The sequence below is a fragment of the Rhizobium oryzicola genome, from assembly GCF_030504645.1.
Lineage (GTDB): Bacteria > Pseudomonadota > Alphaproteobacteria > Rhizobiales > Rhizobiaceae > Neorhizobium > Neorhizobium oryzicola.
Genome location: NZ_JAUKWQ010000003.1, coordinates 49,998 through 70,831, shown reverse-complemented (window position 1 = coordinate 70,831; position 20,834 = coordinate 49,998). Strand labels below are relative to the sequence as shown.

Sequence of the window (20,834 nt, the reverse complement as noted above, 5' to 3'; positions counted from 1 at the left end):
CACTGGAAACACTTGAACGCCACCGACCGTCGCCAGCTTCGCACTCCACGCCATCTCGATCCGGTATGAAATCGCTGGCTCGGGTCGCTGCCTGAAACACCGCATACATCCTCAACGCCGGTTCCCCACAGTTAAGGCGACGCTACCGTCATGGTGCTGACACCTCGAATTGTGGTGTATCAAATGCGCGAACGAGCATGGATGGCCTTGCGCTGAGCTTGCGGATCTCGACAAGACATGTCTGGGCACTGCACCCTTGCGACAGTGATGAGGCGCCGATATCCATCGTCACCGCGTTTGGATTACCGTGGCGCTCGATACCGCTATCGAAGTCCATGTCGAACCAAGCGCCGGTGGATAGGCGAGCCACGCCCGGCCTGATCGCATCCGAGATGACCGCTGCGGAGATGAGCCGCCCCCGGGCGTTGAAAACCTCGACGAGATCGCCGTCGGCAATACCGCGCGCGGCGGCGTCCGTGGGGTGAATGTGGATCGGTTCGCGGCCAGCGATCTTGCCAGCTTTGCTGTGCGGGCTGGCATCCAGTTGGCTGTGCAACCGGCGTGGGGGTTGATCAGAGATGAGATGCAGCGTGGTTGCGTCTCTGTCACATGCGCCCAACCATTCCGGCGGCTCGAACCAGGCGGGATGACCTAGGCAATCTACAAGCGAAAATCCATTGATCGTCTCTGAAAAGATCTCGATCCGGCCAGATGGCGTCGGAACAGGATTCTCGTCGGGAGATGCGCGAAAACTCTCCAGCATGATAACCGGTGCGGCCTCAGGCCCAAGATCCAGCAGGCCGGCATTCCAGAATTCATCGAAATCGGGCAGGTTGATCGCCTTGGCAGCGGCATTTTCACGGCTGATATCGTAGATGCGCCTCAGCCACCCCTCCTCATTGAGGCCTTCGGAAAAATCGATATCCATGCGCCTGCCCAGATCATCGAAGATGTCGAAATCGTTGCGCGACTGGCCAAACGGATCCTCCACCTTCTTCATCGCCACGATGAAGTCTTCGCCAGTTGAGGCGGCGATGTCGTTGCGTTCCAGCGGTGTCGTGACGGGCAGGAGGACATCGGCCAGCTTCGCTGTCGGCGTCCAATACGGTTCGTTGACGACGATGGTTTCCGGCTTCTCCCAGGCTTTCAGGAGCCGGTTGAGATCCTGATGATGATGAAATGGATTGCCGCCCGCCCAGTAGATCAACCTGATATCGGGATAGCTGTACACCTTGCCGTTATAGGTAAAGCTTTCGCCCGGATTGAGCAGCATATCGGCAATGCGCGCCACGGGAATGAAGGTCGAAACCGGGTTTCTACCTTGCGGGACATCTCCGAATTTGAAACGAGCATTGTCATTGCCGACGGAATTCACCGCACCGTAGCCAAGACCGAAACCGCCGCCCGGCAGGCCGATCTGTCCGAGCATGGCCGCAAGCGTAACCAGCATCCAGAAGGGCTGCTCACCATGCACCGCCCGCTGCAGAGACCAGGAGACGTTCAGCATCGTTCGACTTGAGGCCATCTCCCTTGCAAGCACCGCGATACGTTCCATCGGGACCCCACAGATTGCGGATGCCCATGCGGGTGTCTTGGGGACGCCGTCTGTCTGACCGAGGAGATAGGACCTGAACCGTTGGTAGCCGACGCAGTGGGTGGCGAGGAATTCAAGATCGGCCAGCCTCTCGGTTTCCAGCACGTAAGCCAGGGCCAGCATCAGCGCCACATCGGTATTGGGACGGATGGACAGCCACTCGCTGTCCACGGGCATGTTGTCGGAAACGGGGCTGATGTTGACGAAGCGTGTGCCGGCTTGCGCCATGTCGCGCATTCCTGCGACGACGCGATGACGGCCGGGGCCGCCTTGCGATATCTGAGCGTTTTTCACAGGGACGCCGCCAAAGGTGACGAAAAGTTCAGTCTCCTTTGCCATCACGTCCCAGGACGTATGCTGATTGAAAAGGTTGCTGAAGCCTTCGATAACATGCGGCAGGATAACTTTGCCCGCGGCCAGACTGTAACTATCGACATGGCTGACATAGCCGCCGATCAGGTTCAAGAAGCGATGGACCTGGCTTTGGGCGTGATGAAAGCGGCCGGCACTTGCCCAGCCATAAGAGCCGCCGAAGATCGCTTCGTTGCCGAATTTTTCTCGGATACGCTTGAACTCAGCCGCCAGAAGATCCAGTGCGAGATCCCATTCAACCTCGACGAAAGGTTCGCGACCGCGCAGATGAGGGTTGGAACCCGGGCCGCGTTCCAGCCAACTCCTGCGGATAGAAGGCTTCGCGATCCGCACCTGCTTGAGGTCATCGGAGGCCATATGCAAGCCAATGGGTGATGGATCGGGATCTTCGGCGGCCCCAGCTAGGAATAGGTCGCCATTGCCGCTTTTTGAAACTTCGTAAACGCCCCAATGGGCAGCGGTGCGGATCTTGCTGTTGGATAACCCGTGGGGGAGCTTCACTTCACGGCCACCAATTGCGTTTCGCGCCGGCCAAGCGCCTCGATGACAATGCGTGCACCGTCTTCTATGGCGTGCTCGATCGCCGCGCGAGCTTCCTCGGCGCGTCCATTCTGAAGAGCCTGCATCAGATCGTCATAGTTGTGATGCTCATTCGATGCCGACTGGGCTTCCGGATACAGGTAATTGAAGCCGGGACCGGCCTTCAGCCACAGCATTTCAATGACGCCGAGCAGCGTCGGCATCTGGGCTGCCGCATAAAGCACGAAGCGAAACTCCTTGTTTAGCGTCAATGCCAGATGCTGGTCCTTGTCGGCTTTGGCAGACAAATATTTGGTCAGCAACACCTGCATCCGCGCAATCTCTTCCGCGCTAATTTGCGTTGCGGCCTTGAAGGCAGCAAGTCCCTCGACCGATTTGCGGATCTCGGAAATCTCGGAATACTGCGCCACCGTCATTGTCGGAACGCGGAAGGACTGGGCGGGCTCTGCGGTCAGGACGCCGGACGCCGCGAAGCGGACAAGCGCCTCCCGCACAGGCGTAATGCTCATGCCAAGCGATTCCGCCAATTCCTTCGTGACCAGCCGCGTTCCGGGTTCCAGTCGCCCCTCTATCAGAGCAGCACGGATTTCCTCCTCAACATGCGTGACGAGACTCTTTCTTGGAGCTGCATTGAACAAAGCCGTACTCACATCTTCCTCACTTTTGGAAAATTTGCCCGTTTTTTAGCACAGATTCGAAATTGCCCATATCTTGCTCAAGAAGAATATATCATATATCTTTTCATCATCAACTGCTCTTGGGCGTGAGGCCCGCAGGGTGTCACGTAGATAAAAAGATATAAACTCCAGAGGAAGTGAAGGCCCCGATGACAAAACTGATCAGTCTTGCTCTGGCAGCATCAATGCTGCTGCCCATCACCGCGGCGATCGCCGAGGCTGCCGACCTCACGGTCGGGCGCGGCGCCTCCACGACCGCCATGGACCCTGGTTTCCTGCGCGAAGCCGCCACCATCGTCGACAACATCTTCGACACGCTCGTCATGCGCGACAAGGACATGAAACTGGTTCCGGGTCTCGCCACGTCATGGACCGCCATCGACGACACGACCTGGGAATTCAAGCTGCGTCCCAACGTGAAGTTCCATAATGGCGAAGTGATGGATGCGGAAGCCGTCAAATTCACCATCGATCGCGTTCTCGATCCGGCCGCCAAGTCGCCGACTGTCTCCTATATCCGCACGATCGACAGTGTCACGATCGTCGATCCGCTGACCGTCCGCATCAAGACCAAGGGTCCCGATCCGTTGCTGCCGACTCGCATGAGCCGCTATCCCGCCTATATCGTTCCGCCGAAATACGTGAAGGAAGTCGGCAATGACGTCTTCGCCCGGAAGCCGGTCGGCACGGGCCCCTACAAGTTCGTCGAATTCATTCCGGACCAGCACGTGATCCTGGAAGCCAACAAGGATTACTGGCGCGGCAAGCCGTCAATCGACAAGGTCACCTGGCGGGCTATTCCCGATGGCACGGCCCGCATCACGGCCCTTCTGACCGGCGAGGTCGATTTGATCGAAAACGTGCCCGTGGATATCGCACCGATGGTGAAGGCAAGCCCGGATGCCGATCTGGTGCAGGTCAAGAACGGTGGCCTCACCATCTATCTTGGTCTCGTGATGAGCGAGAAGCCGCTGGATAACGTCAAGGTCCGGCAGGCGCTCAACATGGCGATCGACCGCCAGTCGATCGTGACGAACATCCTGCAGGGGCTGGCCTCGCCGCGCGGCACGCAGGTCGGCGCCGCCGACTTCGGATACAAGGACGTACCGGTCACGCCCTATGATCCGAAAAAGGCGAAGGCGCTGCTCGCAGAGGCAGGCTTCCCGAATGGCTTCTCGATCAAGATGCAGTCGACCCACCGCTACATGAAGGACGGCGAAGTCGCCCAGGCCATCGCCCAGCAATTCGGTGATATCGGCGTCAAGGTCGATCAGGAAGTTCTCGACTGGTCGGTCTATACCCAGCAGGTTCCGCGCAAGGGACCGATCTTCATGCTCGGCTGGGGCTCGACACAGACGCTTGATGCCGATGCGGCGGTCTATGCCATCTTCAAGACCGGCGAACCCTATTCCACGGCTTCCATTCCGGCCTTGGACAAGCTGCTTGACGAAAGCCGCTCGATCGTCGAGCCGGCCAAGCGCGCCGAGGTTTTCAACAAGATCCAGGATCTTGCCGTAGAACAGGTGCCTGTCATACCGCTCTACCAGGAAGACGCGCTGTATGCGAAGGCGAAGTCAGTCACTTTCGAGGGTCGTCCGGACGCGCGCATCCCGATCTTCGACATCAAGAAGCAGTAAGTCAGCATGACACGGTTCTGGAATGTCAGGGAAAACGCGGACGCTTTGTTCGCGGCTTTCCTTCTGGTTGCGGTTCTGGCGCTCTGCGTCTTCGTGCCACTGCTGTGGCCGGTCGATCCGGTGCGCGGCACCCTCACCGCGACATTCAAGCCACCACTCTCCGTCATCGGCGGAGAGTTTCATCCGCTGGGGACTGACCAGCTCGGGCGAGATCTTTTCGCCCGGCTGGGACTTGGCACGGCGATTTCGCTGTCCATCGTTCTCGCCGCCTCTGCCATCTCGGTGGTGCTTGGCACCACGCTCGGCATGATCGCCGGTTATTACCGCGGCTGGTTCGACATCATCATCATGCGTGCTGTCGACGTCCAGCTTGCCATTCCCTTCATTCTCCTCATCCTGCTGATCGTTGCCGTTATCGGCCCCAGCATGGGAAATCTCGTCGTCGTGCTCGGCGTCACCGGTTGGGCGGTGTTTGCCCGCGTCGCGAGGGCCAAAACACTGGAGATCCGCGAACTGGAATATATCGATGCCTCGCGGTCTATCGGCCTGTCGGACATGATCATCATCTTCCGTCATGTGTTGCCGAACATCGTCGGTCCGATCACTGTGCTGATGACACTTGACCTGCCCCGGCTGATCATTCTGGAAGCTTCCGTCGGTTTTCTCGGTCTTGGCGTGCGTCCGCCGACACCGACGCTCGGCAATCTGATCGGTGAAGGTCGCGCCTTCATCCTGCTCGCAAACTGGCTGGTTCTCTATCCAGGCCTCGTCATCGGCGCGCTGGTTATTGGGTGCAACCTCATCGGCGATTGGCTCGTGCGGCGCGCCGACAGCAGGAACACGTAAATCATGAAGACCCTGAGCTTCATCACCGGACGCGCACTGCAAGGCCTCATCGTCATGTTAGGCGTCTCGGCCATCGTCTTCTTCGCCCTGTTTCTGACCGGCGATCCGGCGGCGATGATGATGTCGCCGGAAGCTTCGCGCGCGGAGCTTGAAGCCTTCCGGCAGGCCATGGGCTTCAACGACCCGATCTGGATCCAGTATGGCCGCTTCCTCGCAAGCGCAGTCACCGGCGAACTGGGAAATTCTTTGCGCTTCCAGCGACCGGCGCTCGGCCTTTTGATAGAACGCCTGCCGGCAACCGCCCTTCTTGCCCTGACGGCGCTGCTATGGAGCTCGCTGCTGGGGTTCCTGCTCGGCACAATCGCCGCCATCCGCAAGAACAGCGCCATTGATTTCGCCATCCGTATCATCTCGCTGCTCGGCCAGGCCGTTCCTGTCTTCTGGCTCGCTTTGCTGATGATCATCTTCTTCTCGCTCAAGCTGCGCTGGCTACCCTCGAGCGGGATCGGCACGGCTGCGCAGCTCGTCATGCCTTCGATCGCGCTCGGCGCCTATTATCTCAGCGCCATCACCCGGCTGGTCAGGGCGAGCCTGATCGAGGTTCTCGGGGAAAACTATATCCGCACCGCGCGCGCCAAGGGCATTTCGTCGTGGCGGATCATCGTCCACCATGCGCTGCGCAATGCGCTCATCCCGGTCATCACCGTTCAGGGCATGTACTTCGCGTCCCTTCTGGGCGGTGCGCTGGTGACCGAGATCATCTTTGCATGGCCGGGCATCGGGCGCCTTGCCGTCGAAGCGATCCAGAACCGCGACTTTCCCGTCGTGCAGGCGGTCGTCCTGTTTGCAGCAGCGGTCTTCGTCATCGTCAACTTCCTCGTCGATCTCGCCTATGTCTGGCTGAACCCGAGGATCAGGCTATGATCTCAGACACGACTTTCGATGCGGCTCTCGACCTCACCCGGCAATGGTGCGCCATTCCCTCCGTCAAGGGGGAGGAAAAGCAGCTTCGCCATCAGGCCGGAGCGATCACCGATTGGCTGCAACAGGAACTCGGCGCATCCATCGTCTCCGCAGTATCCTCGCGCGGTCGCCCGCCAGTCATCCACGCCCGCATGGATGTGGGCGCGCCGGTGACGGTCATTCTCTACAATATGTATGATGTGATGCCAGCCACGCAGGAGGGCTGGTCGGTCGATCCCTTCAAGGGCGGAATCGTCTTTCTCGATGGGATTGGCGAAAGCTTCGTCGCTCGTGGCGCGGAAAACAACAAAGGGCCTCTCGCCGGCATGCTGCATGCCATCAAGGCATCGGCCGATGCTGGAACATTGCGCGTCAATGTCGAAATTCTTGTCGATGGCGAGGAGGAGAGCGGCAGTGGTGCGATGCGCGACTATCTCGCCGATCCCGGCTGCCCTGTCCGCAAAAGCGCGTCGGCGATCTTTCCGTCCTTCTGCGAGTATGGCGGCGGGGCGCCGCGCGTCTATCTCGGCTTTTCCGGCATTGCCAAGGGTGAGGTGCGCGTTGACGGCGGCGCATGGGGCGGGCCAAAGGCGGCCATTCATTCCAGCAATGCGCCCTGGATCGCCAACCCCGTGAGCCGCCTGATCGAGGCATTGTCGCTGATCGGCAAGCCACCCACCGGCGAACTCGCAAAAATCGCCCTCGATGACGAGGCCCTCGGCATTATCGCGGCATTGACCGCAAACTTCAATCCGGCGGCGGAACTGCGCTTTCGCAAGACGGAAGCCTTTTCGCTGGAAGGCGACGCGCAAGCACTGCTCGAACATGTGCTGGCCACCGCCTCCTTTAACATATCGAGCCTGGAAAGCCTGCCGCTCGGCGCGGACGGCGTGATCCCCCATGGCGCCCGCGCGGGCTTTGAGCTGCGCACCCCTCCATCGCTGGACCCCACCGATTTTCTTCTCCGTTACCGCACAGCGCTGGATGCCGTACCCGGCGCGGTTCTCAATGTCGCCGACAGCTATGCGGGCTTTCGGTTTGCCGCCGATGCTCCAGGGGTCTCAGCGCTTCTGAAAAGCTACGAGACGACAGCGAATTCCATGCCGCAGATCTGGCCATGGGCGATCGGTGCTGCCCCGGCCTATGCCTTTGCGCCACACGCCAAATCCTTTCTGCTCGCCGGTGCCGGCCGCGGCGGCAATGCGCATGGGATCGATGAATTCATGACGCTCGAAGGGTTTCGCCGTTTCATCCAGTCGATCGCGAGTTGGCTCGACCTCATGGGCCGCGAGGATGAGGTCGCATGAGCACGATCCGTCATCTGTCTCGCGCCGATGCCATCAAGGCCGGAGCTCTCGATTGGGCGGCGGCACTCGACGACGTGCATGCGACGATCCGGCTTCTGCGCGACGGCAAAGCAGGCATGATTGCCGAAAGCGTCATGCTGCTGGGTGCCGACCCGCGCAACAAGGCCTATGGCCTGCCCGCCTTCGTCGGCGGCGATTATGACACGGCGGGCCTGAAATGGACCGTGCACCGCGCCGCGCCGGTCGGCGATCTGCCGAGCATCAGCAGCACGACCATCATCAACCGCCTTGCCGACGGAGCACCCGTCGGCACCGTAGAAAGCGCTTTGCTCACCCGCATGCGCACAGCCGCCGTTTCGGCCGCAGCAATACGCGCGCTGAAACCCGGCGGCATACGTTCCGCTGCGCTTCTCGGGGCTGGTGCCCATGCACAGACGCATCTCGACATGCTGCTGTCTTTGTTTCCAAAGAGCGAAACCATCCACCTCTGGAACCGCACGCCCGCGCATCTCGACAGGTTGATCGGTGAGGCCGACGCTTCGGCAGCGACCCGGCTCTTGCCCCATGCCGAGCTCGCCGAGGCCGTAGCAGATGCCGATGTCATCATCTGCTGCACATCGGCGCCGCAACCCTTCGTCGATGCGCCCATGGTCAAACCCGGCAGGCTGATCATGCAGATCGGTTTCCACGAAGTGATGTTCGAAACAATCGTGGCGACGGATATCGTCACTGTCGATCTATGGGGTGATTTTGCGGAAAAGAGCGCCAAGAGCCTTTTCCAGATGTATCGCGCCGGCCAATTTCCGGCTGAGCGCGTGGCGGCGGACCTTCCAGCCATCCTTCTGGATGGCTGGAAGCCACCGGCTGAGGCATCGCTTTATTTTTCGAGCTTCGGGCTCAATGTCTTCGACATCGCATTTGCCGCCCGCATCTTGCGAAACGCCGAGGCGATGAACATCGGCACGCTGCTGCCCTCCATTTAATAGAATTCCGATACAAGGAAACGGCCATGATCATCACCGCCGCCGAACTCATCAGCAAGCTGCCGGAAGGCCGCCTCGTTCCCGTCGATGTCCGCCCGGAAGCGGCCTGGCGGGAAGCCACCATTCCCGGCGCGATCAGCCTCAACGTCTATGACTATTTCATTCCCGAAAGTGACGAGGCAGGCATTGCCGGCATGGCCGCTGGTGCTCGCGAAGCCTTCGATCGTCTCGGCCTGGGCAAGGATCGCGTGCCGGTTTTCTTCGAGGAGCAGACGGGCATGATCTCGCCGCGCGGCCTGTGGTTTTACCAACTGGTCGGGCTCAAAGGCGGTCTCATCCTGGATGGTGGCATCGAGGCCTGGAAAGCAGCGGGCGGGGACACCGCTCCGAGTGCGGGCGCGCCGGATGCTATCAGACAATCAAATGGCGCGGTCGCATTTCATCGTGAACTGGTCGCCTCCACCGATGAGGTTCTCCGGCATGATGCGGACATATTCGACGTGCGCCGCCGTACTGAGTTTGAAGGCACCTTCCTGCATCCCTGCTGCGCACGCCCCGGCCGAATCCCGCATTCGCATTTCGCCTTCTACGAGGACATGCTGAAGGACGGGAAATACCGTCCGGCCGAGGAGATCCGCGAGATCGCCGAGAAAGCTGGCCTGTCACCGGACCGCGAGATCATCACCTATTGCCACCGCGGCGCTCGCGCTGCGACGGCGCTTTATGGCCTGAAGCTTGCCGGCTACGACAAGGTGAAGATCTATGTCGGCTCCTGGCATGAATGGGCCGGCAATGCTGCCCTGCCCCTGGAAATCGGGCCGGCCCAAGAGGTGTGAGGAGTTGGCTCTAAAGCCAGCTTTGGATCTCGATCGGGCTGCCATCGCTGAATCGCGAAAAACGGAACCGTGTCGGGTCGACGCAGGGTGTCCGGTCCGTCGCGATCTCGGACAAGAGACGCCCCGCCCCAGGACCGATGCCGAAACCATGGCCGGAGAAGCCGGTGCCGATCACAAGGCCCGGCAGCGACCCGACCTTCGATATAACAGGGATCACATCCGGCATGGTATCGATCATGCCGCCCCATTTCTGCAGGATCGGCACGTCGCGAAAGGCGGGTATGCCGGCCCTCAGATGGGCTTCGACACTCGCCAGGAGTTCCGCATCGGGCGTCGGGTCGAGCACCCGGATCGTCTCGTAAATGCTCTTTTTGTCGAAGGCGCGATGCCTGTATGTGACAAGCTCGTCGAAAAACGGCCTGCCGAAACGCAGTTTCAGCGATTTTCGCTCCAACCGGAAGGCCGGCATGAACTCCCTGAAGAAGCGAAAACTGTCTGGCACGATATCGACGAGGCTGGTGGCGGAGGATGCGACGGTATAACCGCCATCGAGCCGCTTGCGGATGGCGAAATCGGAAAAGCCCATTGTCGTTTCGATCCCGGCATCGACAGGTGCCGTTCGAAACACCGATGAGAAAACCTTGAGCTGCGGCAGGCGCACCCCATGCCGCGAGAGGAAATGCCAGGACCAGGCACCGCCAGCAACGATCACCGTCGAGGCTTTTATACGGCCCTTCTCTGTGACAACACCAGCCACCCTGCCCGCTTCGATATCGAGACCGCGCACGGCGCATTGCTGGAGAAGGATGGCGCCCGCCGCCTGCGCCGCGTAGGCGATGGCGGGCGCGGCAAGCTGTGGCTCGGCACCCGCATCTTCCGGTACGTACAGACCGCCAAACACGGAGCGGTTGAGGTCCGGCACGAAGCCGGCCACCTGCGAAGGATCGAGGTTTCGGGCATCGATGCCGAATTCGCGCGCCGCCGCCGCCCAGCGCTGGTGGCGATCGCGTGCCTCCGCCGTTTTTGCAGCATAGAGAATGCCACGCCTGCGATATCCGACATCCACCCCGGTTTCCTGCCGCAAGGTGTCCCAGATGGCGTGGGACTGCAACATGAGGGGCAGTTCGCGCAGATCGCGACCGGCAAGCCTCACCCAACCCCAGTTGCGGCCGGACTGTTCGCCACCGATCTCGCCCTTTTCGAGAAGTGCAACGCGAATGCCCTGCCGAGCAAGAAAGAAGGCGGCGGAAACCCCGATGATGCCACCGCCGACGATCGCCACATCGACCGCATCGGGGAGCGTTTCGGAATTCGCGACCGGGGTCATGGCCGGGCCGCGATGAAGGAGGGGAGCGTTCATGTCAGTAGCAGTCTTCCACGCTAAAATGCACCGGAATTTCAGCAATGCTCGCCGTCTTGGGAAGCTCAAGAACCATATGCACGATCCGGGCAATATCTTGCGGTTGGGTCAATTCCATGCTGTCGCGATTGGCGAGTGCATTCCCCATGTCGGTCGCGACAAAGCTTGGGCAGATGACCGTCGAACGAACGCCACTGTCCTTGCCGCACTGGCGAAGGCCATGCCCCAAGGCGACCGCCGCAAATTTGGACATGGCATACAGGCCGGAGCCGGCCGATTTGACCCGCTTGCCGGAGAGGGAGGCCACGGTCACGACACGACCGGCGGCGGCATTTTCCAGATGTGGCCAAGCCAGTTGAGAAAGCCGCATCGGCGATTTGACATTGACGTTGAAGATCAGGTCAAAATCGGCGTCTTCCGCCTCCAGCACGGATTTCGGGATCATCATGCCCGCATTGTGCACCAGTCCATCCAGTCTGCCGAAATGGCCGATCGTTTGGTCCACCCAGGCGCGCTCGCTTTCCGGATCGAGCGCATCGAAACGGCAGACCAAGGCATTCGGATTGCCTGCAAAGGCGGAGGTTTCGGGCGTGCGCACACCAAGGCTCACGGTCCAGCCTTCGGCCAGAAGCTTGTCAGCGATGGCGGCGCCAATCCCGCGCGAGGCGCCGCTGATCATCGCAACCCGGTTCTGCATCGACATGTCCCTATTCCCTTTTCCCAAGCATCAGGCCGCGGCTGTCGCGTTGCCCCATTCCTCGCCGAAAACCTGCACGAGATGTCCCGGCGACACTTCGCGATAATCCCGTTTCGGCGCGACGTAGGACAAGGGTCTGACGGGGCTCTTGATCTCGTCATTGCTGAGCCCCCGGCGCATGCCGCGGCGGCTTGGGTCGGGGATGGGCACCGCTTCCAGAAGGCGCCGCGTATAGGGATGCTGAGGATTTTCGAAAATCGACCGGCGCGGCCCGATCTCGACGATCTCACCGAGATACATGACCGCAACGCGATGGCTCATGCGCTCGACGACGGCCATGTCGTGGGAGATGAACACATAGGCGAGACCCAGGCTTTCCTGCAGATCGAGCATCAGGTTGATCACCTGCGCCTTGATCGAGACGTCAAGCGCGGACACGGCCTCGTCGGCAACGATGACCTGCGGCGCCATGGCAAGCGCGCGCGCGATACAGAGACGCTGACGCTGGCCGCCGGAAAATTCATGTGGGAAACGGCCGGCCATGTCCGGCTGCAGACCGACCTTGACCATAAGGTCGGCCACCTGATCGCGCGCATCACGCTTGCCCGACGCAATACCATGAGTCAGCAGCGGCTCGGCAACGGCATCACCCACCTCGATACGCGGATTGAGCGAAGCGAAAGGGTCCTGAAAAATCATCTGAATATGCCGACGCATGTCGCGCAGCTGCTGCCCGGTCAGATCGAGGATCTCCCTGCCATCGAGCTTGACCGATCCTGAAGTTGCATTGAGCAGGCGCATGATCGTTCGACCCGTCGTCGATTTGCCGCAACCGCTTTCGCCGACCAGAGCCAGCGTTTCGCCGGCCTTCAGATCAAAGGAGACGCTCTCCACTGCATGCACCCGACCCGATCTGGCGCCGAGAAAGCCATTAGCGATATCGAAACGCGTGGTGAGATCGCGGACCTGCAGCAGCGGAACCGGCTCCGCCGACACCGTGTCCGCGACAACAGGCATTTCAACCGGATGACCGCTTTCCACGTCGATCAGTGGGAACCGAGCCGGGCCGGGCTCGCCGGTCATTGAACCAAGCTTCGGCACAGCGGACAGCAGCGCCTTCGTATAGGCGCGCTGGGGATCGGCGAAAATCTCCCCGGTCGCGCCGCGCTCGATCGCTTCCCCCTTATACATGACGATTGTGCGGTCGGCGATCTCTGCGACAACGCCCATGTCGTGGGTGATGAAGAGAACGCCCATGCCCTCCTCTTCCTGCAGCAACTTGATGAGCTCGAGGATCTGCGCCTGGATCGTCACATCGAGCGCCGTCGTCGGCTCGTCGGCGATCAAGAGGCGCGGGCGGCAGGCCAGTGCCATCGCAATCATGATGCGCTGACGCATGCCGCCGGACAGCTGATGTGGATATTCCTGCATGCGCTTTGCCGCAGACGGGATGCGCACCTTCTCCATCAGGGCGAGGGTTTCCTTGGCGGCCGCCTTGAGGGACAGGCCGCGATGGGCAACGAGCACTTCGGAGATCTGGTCGCCAATGGTCAGCGATGGATTGAGGCTGGTCATCGGCTCCTGAAAGATCATCGCGACGCGATTGCCACGAATGTCGCGCATCCTACGTTCGGGAAACTGCAGCAGGTCTTGCCCCTCCAGCCTCACCTCCCCTTCGATACGGCAGGTCTCTGGCGGATAGAGCCGCATGAGCGACATGGCTGTCACGCTTTTGCCCGAGCCGCTCTCGCCGACCAGCGCTACCGTTTCTCCGGCGGCGACATCAAAGGATACGTCGCGGACAACCGGGAGCCACAAGCCCTTTCGCTGGAAAGAGGTTTTCAAGCCGGACACGCGGATGACGGGCTCTGCCATATCAAGTCCTTTCGAGGTCGCCATAAGGCGATAGGGAACATCTGCCTCATTCTATTGCATGCCACAAATAAAAGCACCTTGCCAGTCGGGATACATGATATATGATATATTTTGGTTACATGCGCCGACACGCCGATAGGCAGTGGTCGAGACACGAGGAGAATTCCATGAAGCTTGAAGACATCCCCCGCCTCTCCCTCGGCTTTCTGCCGACGCCAATCGAAAAGCTGGAGCGGCTAAGCACAGACTTGGGGATTTCGCTCTCCGTCAAGCGCGACGATTTCACCGGCTTCGGCGGCGGCGGCAACAAGGTCCGCAAGCTTGAATATCTGATGGCCGATGCGGTGGCGCAGGGCGTGAAAGTGCTGATCACCACAGGGGGACATCAGTCCAACCATGCCCGCATGACGGCCGCTGCCGCCCGCAAATTCGGCATGAAGCCAATCCTCGTTCTGCGCGGCAACCGCCCGGATATGTATCAGGGCAATCTCCTTCTCGATCACCTGTTCGGTGCCGAGATCGACTTCCTCGATCCGGACGCCTATTTCACCGAGATCAATCCGCGCATGGCTCATCATGCAGCGGAAGCCGAGGCGCGCGGCGAAAAGGCCTATATCATCCCGCTCGGCGGCGCTTCCGCGCTGGGTGCCATGGGCTATGTGAATGCCGTGAAGGAACTGGCAGAGCAATACGCCGCCGCTGGCACCGCGACACCGGACTATATCGTCGCGCCGGTCGGTTCGGGCGGTACGCTAGCCGGTCTCCATGTCGGTTGCGCCATGTTCATGCCGAAGACGGAAGTGATCGGCATCGCCGTGACTGGTAGCGCCGTTCCCTTCAGCGAACGTATTGCCGTGATGGCCAATGCTGCAGCCGAGCTTCTCGATTATGACCGGCGATGGACGGCGGACGAGATCCGCATCGAGAATGACTATATCGGCCCTGGTTATTCCATTCCCTCCGAGGCCGGCAACGCAGCGATCAAGCTCGCCGGCAACAAGGAAGGCGTGCTGCTCGATCCCGTTTATACCGGCAAGGCCTTTGCCGGCATCATGGGCTGTGTCAAGGCAGGCAGCATCGCGAAGGGCAGTTCGGTCCTTTTCATCCATTGCGGCGGTTCGCCGGCGCTCTACCCCTTCGCCGGTCTGCTCACCAGCGATCTCAAAGAAGATCAGGCGGGCTGAGTCATGGTCTATCGCATTGGATGTGACGTCGGCGGCACTTTCACCGACCTTTGCCTGTTTGAAGAGGAAACCGGCAAGACCTTCTTCGTGAAGACGCCGACGACGACCGGCCATCAGGCGACGGCCGTCGTCGATGCCGCGCGTACAGCACTCGGCATGGCGGGCATCACCCCCCATGAGCTTTCCGGTTTTGCTCATGGCACCACAGTGGCAACCAATGCGATCCTGGAGCGGCGCGGAGCGCGCACCGGGCTCCTCATGACCAGCGGTTTTCGCGATGTGCTGGCAATCGGGCGCCAGACGCGCGCCCATCTCTACGACCAGTACGCCCGCAAACCTGAGCCGCTTGTACCACGCGAATTCGTCTACGAGATCGTTGAACGGCTCGCCCCGAATGGGGCAGTTACGCGAGCTCTCGATGAAGAAACTGTTCGCAGTGCCGTCAGCGCGATGCTGGCCGCCGGCATCGAGACCGTGGCTATCTCTTTCCTGCATTCCTACGCGAATCCGACACACGAACGGCGTGCGGCCGAAATCGTTCGCGCCATGGCGCCAGGTCTGAAGATCTCGATCTCCTCGGACGTTCTCGCAGAACCTGGTGAGTTCGAACGTACCTCGACGACCGTCATGAACGCCTATCTGATGCCGCCGTTGAAGGACTATCTCGAACGCATCGCCAACACGCTGGTTTCCGATGGCGTGACGGTGGAACCCGCGATCATGCAGTCCGGCGGCGGTGTCATGCCGATCGAAACCGCAAGCGGCGTCAAGGCCGTGCATACCTGTCTTTCCGGCCCGGCGGCCGGAATGATTGGCGCCCGCCGCTTCGCCGAGGCCGCAGGCTATCAGAATGTCGTGACGATCGACATGGGCGGCACCAGCTTCGATGTCGGCCTGATCGAGAATGGCCAGATCCTGACCCGCTACGAGAGCGAGATCGAAGGCTTTCCCCTGCGCGTGCCGATGTTCGACATCATTACGCTCGGTGCTGGTGGCGGCTCGATCGCCCATGTCGATGCCGGCGGCCTCCTTAAGGTGGGACCGGAAAGCGCAGGCGCTCGGCCGGGGCCAGCAGCCTACGGCAAGGGCGGAGAGCGCCCGACCGTGACGGACGCCAATGTCATTCTCGGTCGCCTCCGTCCGGGCCGCCAGATAGGCGGTGGCATCGTCATCGACAGGGAGAGGGCGGCCAAGGCAATCGAAACCCATGTCGCCAAACCGCTTGGTATCTCCGTTGAAGAGGCGGCGGTCGGCATCCTGCAGGTGGTCAATGCGGCCATGGTGCGCGGCATGCGGCGCATCACGGTGGAACGCGGGCTGGAACCGCGGGATTTCGCCGTCATGGCCTTTGGTGGCGCCGGTCCATTGCATGCGGTCGATCTCTGCGCCGAAATGGATATCGAGACCGTCATCGTTCCGCCCTCGCCTGGCCTGCTCTGCGGGATCGGCCTATTGCTTGCGCCGTGGAAGCACGACGAGACATCGATGATGTCCGGCTTAACTGGTAGCATGTCGAACTCCGATATCCGCGCAGCGATCGAGATGTTGGTCGGCAAGATCATCGACCAGGCGAACAAGGACAAGATCGACTTCAAATCGGTTACGCTCAATCCGGTCCTGGAAATGCGTTATCGCGGCCAGGGACACCAGTTGCCAATCCACTGGACCGCGGATGGACTTGACGCTGCCATAGAGGCGTTTCATCAGGCCCATCACCGCAGCTTCGGCTACGCCCGGCGCGGTGAGAGCATTGAGATCTGCCTGCTGCGTCTCAGCGCCAGTGCGCCGCCGCCATCCGACCGGCTGCCGGTTCCCACCATCACCGCCAGCGACGATCCCGTGATCACTCGCTCGCCGCTGTGGTTCGAGGGCGCCATGGTCGATGTTCCTGTCTACGACCGCGCCAAGCTCGCGATCGCGACAGAACTTCAAGGCCCGCTGATCGTCGAGCAACATGACACGACTTTGATCGTCGGCGCCCAGACGCTCAAGGTCGATGACCATGGCAACCTCATCATCAGGATGCAGAAATGAAGAACGATACCATTCTGGCCGAGGTGGTTCGCCACGGTCTGCAGGCAGTTGCAGAGGAAATGGGAGCGGCCCTGATCCGGACTGCCCACTCGATCAACATCCGCGACCGGCGCGACTTTTCCTGCGGCGTGTTCGATGCCACGGGCCAACTCATCGCGCAGGCAGAGCACATTCCAGTCCATCTCGGGCTGATTGCCGGCGTCGTCAGCCGCACGATTGAAAACCTGGGCGAAGAAATAGCCCCCGGGACAATGGTCGTTACCAACGATCCCTGGCTGACTGGTTCGCACCTGCCCGACGTCGTCGTCATCGCCCCTGTTGATGCCGATGGCCGTCGGCTCGGCTATGTCGCCAATATGGCGCATCAGGTGGATCTCGGCGGTTTTGCACCCGGCAGCCTGGCGCTTGGAACCGTCGATATCACGCAGGAGGGGCTACGCGTTCCGCCGATGATCCTGGTGCGTGACGGAGATGTCGAGCGCTCGACGCTGGCCCTGTTCAAACTGGCGAGCCGCACGCCCGACATGGTCGCGGGCGATCTGCTGGCCCAGGCTGCAGCCAACACGACCGGCGCCCGCCGGCTCGCCGCCCTTGTCGAACGCACCGGTGTTGAACGTTTTGACATGGCCGTAACAACCTTGCTCACCACCACAGAGAAGCGGCTGGAAAACGCTTTTCGCGCACTGGAGGGGCGCACAGGCTGTTTCTCGGATACGCTCGAATGGCATGATGCCGGAAACGATATGGACCTCACTGTGACAGTCAGCCTCACAATTGCCGACGGCACTCTGCATGCTGACTTTACAGGTACGTCCGGACAGGTGGCGGGACCCGTCAACGCTCCGATCTTCCTGACAGCAAGCTGTGTGCTTTATGTGGTGAAGGCGATGCTCGACCCGGATATTCCCTCGAATGCCGGGTTGTTTCGCCGGATCTTGCTTAAGACGCCGGAACGATCGATCGTCAGCGCTGCAGCGCCATCGCCGGTCGCGCTCTGCACCTCGATCACCAGTCAGCGCATTACCGATGCCCTGATCGGCGCGTTCAACCAGATCCGCCCGGACAGGCCCATAGCCGCTTCGACCGGCAGCATGAATGCGCTCATTCTGGGGGGAACAGATCCTGCAAGCGGCCGCTCCTATTCCTATGTGGAAACCTATGCCGGCGGCCAGGGCGGCCTGCCGGGCAAGGCCGGCGCAAGCGGCGTCCACTGCCACATGACCAATACAGCCAATTCGCCCGTGGAACTGATCGAACGGGAATATCCGCTGACGGTCATCGATTACGGCCTGATCGATGGAAGCGGTGGCACGGGTGAATTTGACGGCGGCCATGGTCTTCGAAGGACGATTCTCGTCAATGCCGACTCAGTTCTCACGGTCCATCTTGATCGCACGCGGCATCAGCCTTGGGGCGTCATGGGCGGCTCACCCGCCTGTGGATCGCGGATCCGCATTTCGGACGTGGACGGAGAACGCAGTGCTCCGGGCAAGAGTACGACCCGCGTCAGGGCTGGCACGACCATTACCATGGAAACAGCTGGCGGGGGCGGCTGGGGAAACGGTATCAAACGCGTATGATGGTGCATCGCTGCCGAACCCTGGAACCGATGACACGCGATCAAACTTGAAGGGCTTACCGCTTGGCGAGCCCCATTTTGAAGGTGTCCGAAGGAATATTTAAAGCAGAAGGTTGTAATAGGCTGGATCAGCTAATCTGTTGTTCGCATAAATGCTCTTGAAGGCATTCGCACCTACGACCCGATTGGCATTGCTGGGCAACGAAACTGCCAACGCGTTAAGCACAAAAGCCAATTGCTAACCCGCGCACGTGGCTAGAACCGGCGACATCAGCATTATGTGGGCATCAACCCATTGCAACACCCCTTGGGGTAGAACAGCTCGGTCAGGCAGAGACCACCAAAGTTGGTTGACGCGCTCCACCGTCTCCGTAACCGCCATCAGCACAGCAGCTTCCGGCAGTCGTGCACGATGAGCGAAGACTTTCCATCGTTGGGGGTTCATTGCCTTGAACGGCCTTTCACGCGCAAGCGATATCGGCGACGTATTGAAATTATAGGTATCGTTAGCTCACCGGTGTGTTGCGGACTGGCAGGCAGATTGCTAGGATAGTTCATAATCGGCAAGGGATTTCATGCGCCACATCCATGAGATCGAAGTATTTATCGAGGTCTACAAGCTCGGCTCTTTCGCGGCCGCGGCGAGCACCTTGAACGCGACGCAGCCCGGCATCTCGCAATGCATTAAGAGGCTCGAAGCCGATATTGGAGTTAGGCTGTTTGAACGCAGAAATAACACGATCGAGCCGACCTCTTCCGGTAAACGCTTCTTTGATCATTGCATACTACTGTTGGAGAGGCACCGCTCGATCATCGAGGAGATACGAGATCAGAAGCTTGCCTGCAAAAGTCTCGCCATCGGCGTCAATGCTTGGATGGGTCGGGACATTGTAGCATCGGCAATAAGGGACTTCTCTACGAGATTTCCTCACACGAATTTGACCGTAATTGAAGATGCGTCCCCACAGCTCGCCGAGCTCGTGCGCCGCGGCGAGCTTTCGATGGCAATTGCGTCGACACATGCTCTCGGCGACGGACAAAGCGTGTTCGTGCAAACCCCTGGAGTGTTAGTCACTAGAAGCCAGCGCGATCTAGACATCAGCAAAGACAAAATCGATCTCATAGTTCCGTCGTCCTTGGATCCTACACGGGCTCTAATCGAAAGTTACCTCGATACTGGTGTCTTGACTGTCGCGAGGCAGATCAAGCTAGATTCTCTGACTGCTGGCCTGAGCCTCGTGCGCGCCTCTAACTGGACGATCATCGTTCCGGAACTGGTTTACCAAGCTGAACGCGACAAGAGCAGTATTAACCTGATCAGGTTGAAGAATCCACCCGAGTACAAGTTATCTATAATTTATGCGCAAGATAAATTCACTACCGAAATGCGTGAATTCCAAGGCTTCCTTAAGAGAGCTATTTTGCTCAGCTCAAGTTAAATAAGTAGCTCCTGAAATCGACGTAGGGGCGCACTCAGGTTTTGCAACATGACCGCGCGTATCGTCCTTGATGGGCTGGCGTTGCCTTAACCGATCTATGCGGATCGGCACGATAATGTGCCGACATGACCGAAGCCTCGACCACCCACCATTATCGCTACCGCTTCCCCGCCGAGATCATCGCCCATGCGGTCTGGCTTTATGACCGGTTTCCGCTAAGCCTGCGCGACGTCGAGGATCTTTTGCTGAGCGCGGCATTGACGTTTCGTTCCAGACCGTGTCGGGACGTTCGGGATCAAATTTGCTCATACGCTCCGGTGGCATTCACGCCGTCACTTTGCAGACACGTGGCAGATTGAAGAGATGGTGGTGACGATCAACGGAAGACATACTGGTTGTGGCGCACCGTCGATGCCAACGGTTACGTCCTTGATGCCTTGTTGCAAAGCCGAAGTAACAAAGCAGCAGCCCTCCGTCTGATGCAGAAGCTGCTCAAGCGCCAGGGTAGCACCCCACGCGTTCTGGTGACTGACAAGCTGCGTTCCTATTCGCCCGCAAACGCGGACTTGATACCGGGTTTCGAGCATCGCGCGCACAAGGACGGAACAATCGAGCGGAGAATTCGCACCTTGCCGTGCGGCGGCGCGAGAGCCGAATGATGCGCTTCAGATCGGCTCGGCAATGCCAGCGTTTCGTCTCAACCCATGGCTAAGTGGCAAATCTCCTCCTTCTTCATCGAAAATACCTTACGGCCACAAATCATCGCCGGCTGCGCTCCACCGCAATCAGCATCTGGCGGGAAATTGCTATGTCTGTTCACGTATGAAGTTCGGGCCCAAGATACCACCGCGTCTCAAGCTCCGTTACCGCGACGCCACCCGGGCGGCCTGATCGAAACAAACGCACCCCAC

At 60.1% G+C, this 20,834-nt stretch carries 15 protein-coding genes and 2 pseudogenes; 11 read left to right on the top strand and 6 right to left on the bottom strand.

From position 1 onward, the window contains the following. Positions 1–148: 148 nt before the first annotated feature. Positions 149–2,467 (bottom strand): molybdopterin guanine dinucleotide-containing S/N-oxide reductase, encoded by a 2,319-nt coding sequence (locus Q2T52_RS10980; protein ID WP_302076787.1) that lies wholly within the window; start codon positions 2,465–2,467, stop codon positions 149–151. After that, complete coding sequence (locus Q2T52_RS10975) at positions 2,464–3,156, bottom strand: FCD domain-containing protein (protein ID WP_302076786.1); 693 nt, start codon at positions 3,154–3,156, stop codon at positions 2,464–2,466. Before Q2T52_RS10975 ends, Q2T52_RS10980 begins: the two co-directional genes overlap by 4 nt. A 176-nt stretch (positions 3,157–3,332) precedes the next feature. Between Q2T52_RS10975 and Q2T52_RS10970 the strand changes: the two genes are divergently transcribed. The 6 genes from Q2T52_RS10970 to Q2T52_RS10945 are packed head-to-tail and all read left to right on the top strand — an operon-like array spanning position 3,333 to position 9,755. Then, a complete protein-coding gene (locus Q2T52_RS10970) occupies positions 3,333–4,820 on the top strand; it encodes an ABC transporter substrate-binding protein (protein WP_302076785.1) in 1,488 nt (495 codons plus the stop codon). A gap of 6 nt (positions 4,821–4,826) precedes the next feature. Then, a complete protein-coding gene (locus tag Q2T52_RS10965) occupies positions 4,827–5,666 on the top strand; it encodes an ABC transporter permease (RefSeq protein WP_302076784.1) in 840 nt (279 codons plus the stop codon). Between the two features lie 3 nt (positions 5,667–5,669). After that, entirely contained in the window at positions 5,670–6,590 is a 921-nt protein-coding gene (locus Q2T52_RS10960; RefSeq protein ID WP_302076783.1) for an ABC transporter permease, read from the top strand. Then, the gene (locus Q2T52_RS10955; protein WP_302076782.1) at positions 6,587–7,936 is read left to right on the top strand and encodes a M20 family metallopeptidase; all 1,350 of its coding nucleotides are present in this window, start codon (positions 6,587–6,589) and stop codon (positions 7,934–7,936) included. The genes Q2T52_RS10960 and Q2T52_RS10955 overlap by 4 nt, the downstream gene beginning before the upstream one ends. After that, positions 7,933–8,919 carry a hypothetical protein gene (locus Q2T52_RS10950; protein WP_302076781.1) on the top strand — a complete coding sequence of 329 codons (987 nt, stop codon included), beginning with the start codon at positions 7,933–7,935 and terminating at the stop codon, positions 8,917–8,919. The genes Q2T52_RS10955 and Q2T52_RS10950 overlap by 4 nt, the downstream gene beginning before the upstream one ends. A 26-nt stretch (positions 8,920–8,945) precedes the next feature. Further along, positions 8,946–9,755, top strand: coding sequence for a sulfurtransferase (locus Q2T52_RS10945; protein ID WP_302076780.1), 810 nt, complete (start codon positions 8,946–8,948; stop codon positions 9,753–9,755). A gap of 10 nt (positions 9,756–9,765) precedes the next feature. Here Q2T52_RS10945 and Q2T52_RS10940 read toward each other — a convergent pair whose 3' ends face one another. The 3 genes from Q2T52_RS10940 to Q2T52_RS10930 are packed head-to-tail and all read right to left on the bottom strand — an operon-like array spanning position 9,766 to position 13,687. Continuing rightward, positions 9,766–11,115, bottom strand: a complete 1,350-nt coding sequence (locus Q2T52_RS10940) for an NAD(P)/FAD-dependent oxidoreductase (RefSeq protein WP_302076779.1) — start codon at positions 11,113–11,115, stop codon at positions 9,766–9,768. A 1-nt stretch (position 11,116) separates the two neighbouring features. After that, positions 11,117–11,818, bottom strand: coding sequence for an SDR family NAD(P)-dependent oxidoreductase (locus Q2T52_RS10935; RefSeq protein ID WP_367187298.1), 702 nt, complete (start codon positions 11,816–11,818; stop codon positions 11,117–11,119). Positions 11,819–11,842: 24 nt separating this feature from the next. Continuing rightward, entirely contained in the window at positions 11,843–13,687 is a 1,845-nt protein-coding gene (locus Q2T52_RS10930; protein ID WP_302076778.1) for an ABC transporter ATP-binding protein, read from the bottom strand. A gap of 167 nt (positions 13,688–13,854) precedes the next feature. Here Q2T52_RS10930 and Q2T52_RS10925 point away from each other — a divergent pair, with 167 nt between their 5' ends. The 3 genes from Q2T52_RS10925 to Q2T52_RS10915 are packed head-to-tail and all read left to right on the top strand — an operon-like array spanning position 13,855 to position 18,485. Further along, complete coding sequence (locus Q2T52_RS10925; protein ID WP_302076777.1) at positions 13,855–14,871, top strand: 1-aminocyclopropane-1-carboxylate deaminase/D-cysteine desulfhydrase; 1,017 nt, start codon at positions 13,855–13,857, stop codon at positions 14,869–14,871. 3 nt (positions 14,872–14,874) lie between these two features. Further along, positions 14,875–16,905: a hydantoinase/oxoprolinase family protein gene (locus Q2T52_RS10920; RefSeq protein WP_302076776.1), complete on the top strand. Its 2,031-nt coding sequence runs from the start codon at positions 14,875–14,877 to the stop codon at positions 16,903–16,905. Then, complete coding sequence (locus Q2T52_RS10915) at positions 16,902–18,485, top strand: hydantoinase B/oxoprolinase family protein (RefSeq protein WP_302076775.1); 1,584 nt, start codon at positions 16,902–16,904, stop codon at positions 18,483–18,485. The genes Q2T52_RS10920 and Q2T52_RS10915 overlap by 4 nt, the downstream gene beginning before the upstream one ends. A 237-nt stretch (positions 18,486–18,722) precedes the next feature. Here the strand turns inward: Q2T52_RS10915 and Q2T52_RS10910 are convergent. Beyond that, a pseudogene (locus Q2T52_RS10910) lies at positions 18,723–18,962 on the bottom strand (type II toxin-antitoxin system HipA family toxin); the annotation flags it as partial. Positions 18,963–19,059: 97 nt separating this feature from the next. Here Q2T52_RS10910 and Q2T52_RS10905 point away from each other — a divergent pair. Together Q2T52_RS10905 and Q2T52_RS10900 are read left to right on the top strand one after the other, a co-directional pair. Further along, positions 19,060–19,923, top strand: coding sequence for a LysR family transcriptional regulator (locus Q2T52_RS10905; protein ID WP_302076774.1), 864 nt, complete (start codon positions 19,060–19,062; stop codon positions 19,921–19,923). Between the two features lie 125 nt (positions 19,924–20,048). Beyond that, positions 20,049–20,749: pseudogene (locus Q2T52_RS10900) on the top strand (IS6 family transposase). Positions 20,750–20,834 lie beyond the last annotated feature (85 nt).

Bases quoted from the DNA above. Each gene is read 5' to 3' on its own strand.
- Q2T52_RS10970 (WP_302076785.1), top strand. From the start codon at position 3,333: ATGACAAAACTGATCAGTCTTGCTCTGGCAGCATCAATGCTGCTGCCC.
- Q2T52_RS10965 (WP_302076784.1), top strand. From the start codon at position 4,827: ATGACACGGTTCTGGAATGTCAGGGAAAACGCGGACGCTTTGTTCGCG.
- Q2T52_RS10960 (WP_302076783.1), top strand. From the start codon at position 5,670: ATGAAGACCCTGAGCTTCATCACCGGACGCGCACTGCAAGGCCTCATC.
- Q2T52_RS10955 (WP_302076782.1), top strand. From the start codon at position 6,587: ATGATCTCAGACACGACTTTCGATGCGGCTCTCGACCTCACCCGGCAA.
- Q2T52_RS10950 (WP_302076781.1), top strand. From the start codon at position 7,933: ATGAGCACGATCCGTCATCTGTCTCGCGCCGATGCCATCAAGGCCGGA.
- Q2T52_RS10945 (WP_302076780.1), top strand. From the start codon at position 8,946: ATGATCATCACCGCCGCCGAACTCATCAGCAAGCTGCCGGAAGGCCGC.
- Q2T52_RS10940 (WP_302076779.1), bottom strand. From the start codon at position 11,115: ATGAACGCTCCCCTCCTTCATCGCGGCCCGGCCATGACCCCGGTCGCG.
- Q2T52_RS10935 (WP_367187298.1), bottom strand. From the start codon at position 11,818: ATGTCGATGCAGAACCGGGTTGCGATGATCAGCGGCGCCTCGCGCGGG.
- Q2T52_RS10930 (WP_302076778.1), bottom strand. From the start codon at position 13,687: ATGGCAGAGCCCGTCATCCGCGTGTCCGGCTTGAAAACCTCTTTCCAG.
- Q2T52_RS10925 (WP_302076777.1), top strand. From the start codon at position 13,855: ATGAAGCTTGAAGACATCCCCCGCCTCTCCCTCGGCTTTCTGCCGACG.
- Q2T52_RS10920 (WP_302076776.1), top strand. From the start codon at position 14,875: ATGGTCTATCGCATTGGATGTGACGTCGGCGGCACTTTCACCGACCTT.
- Q2T52_RS10915 (WP_302076775.1), top strand. From the start codon at position 16,902: ATGAAGAACGATACCATTCTGGCCGAGGTGGTTCGCCACGGTCTGCAG.
- Q2T52_RS10905 (WP_302076774.1), top strand. From the start codon at position 19,060: ATGCGCCACATCCATGAGATCGAAGTATTTATCGAGGTCTACAAGCTC.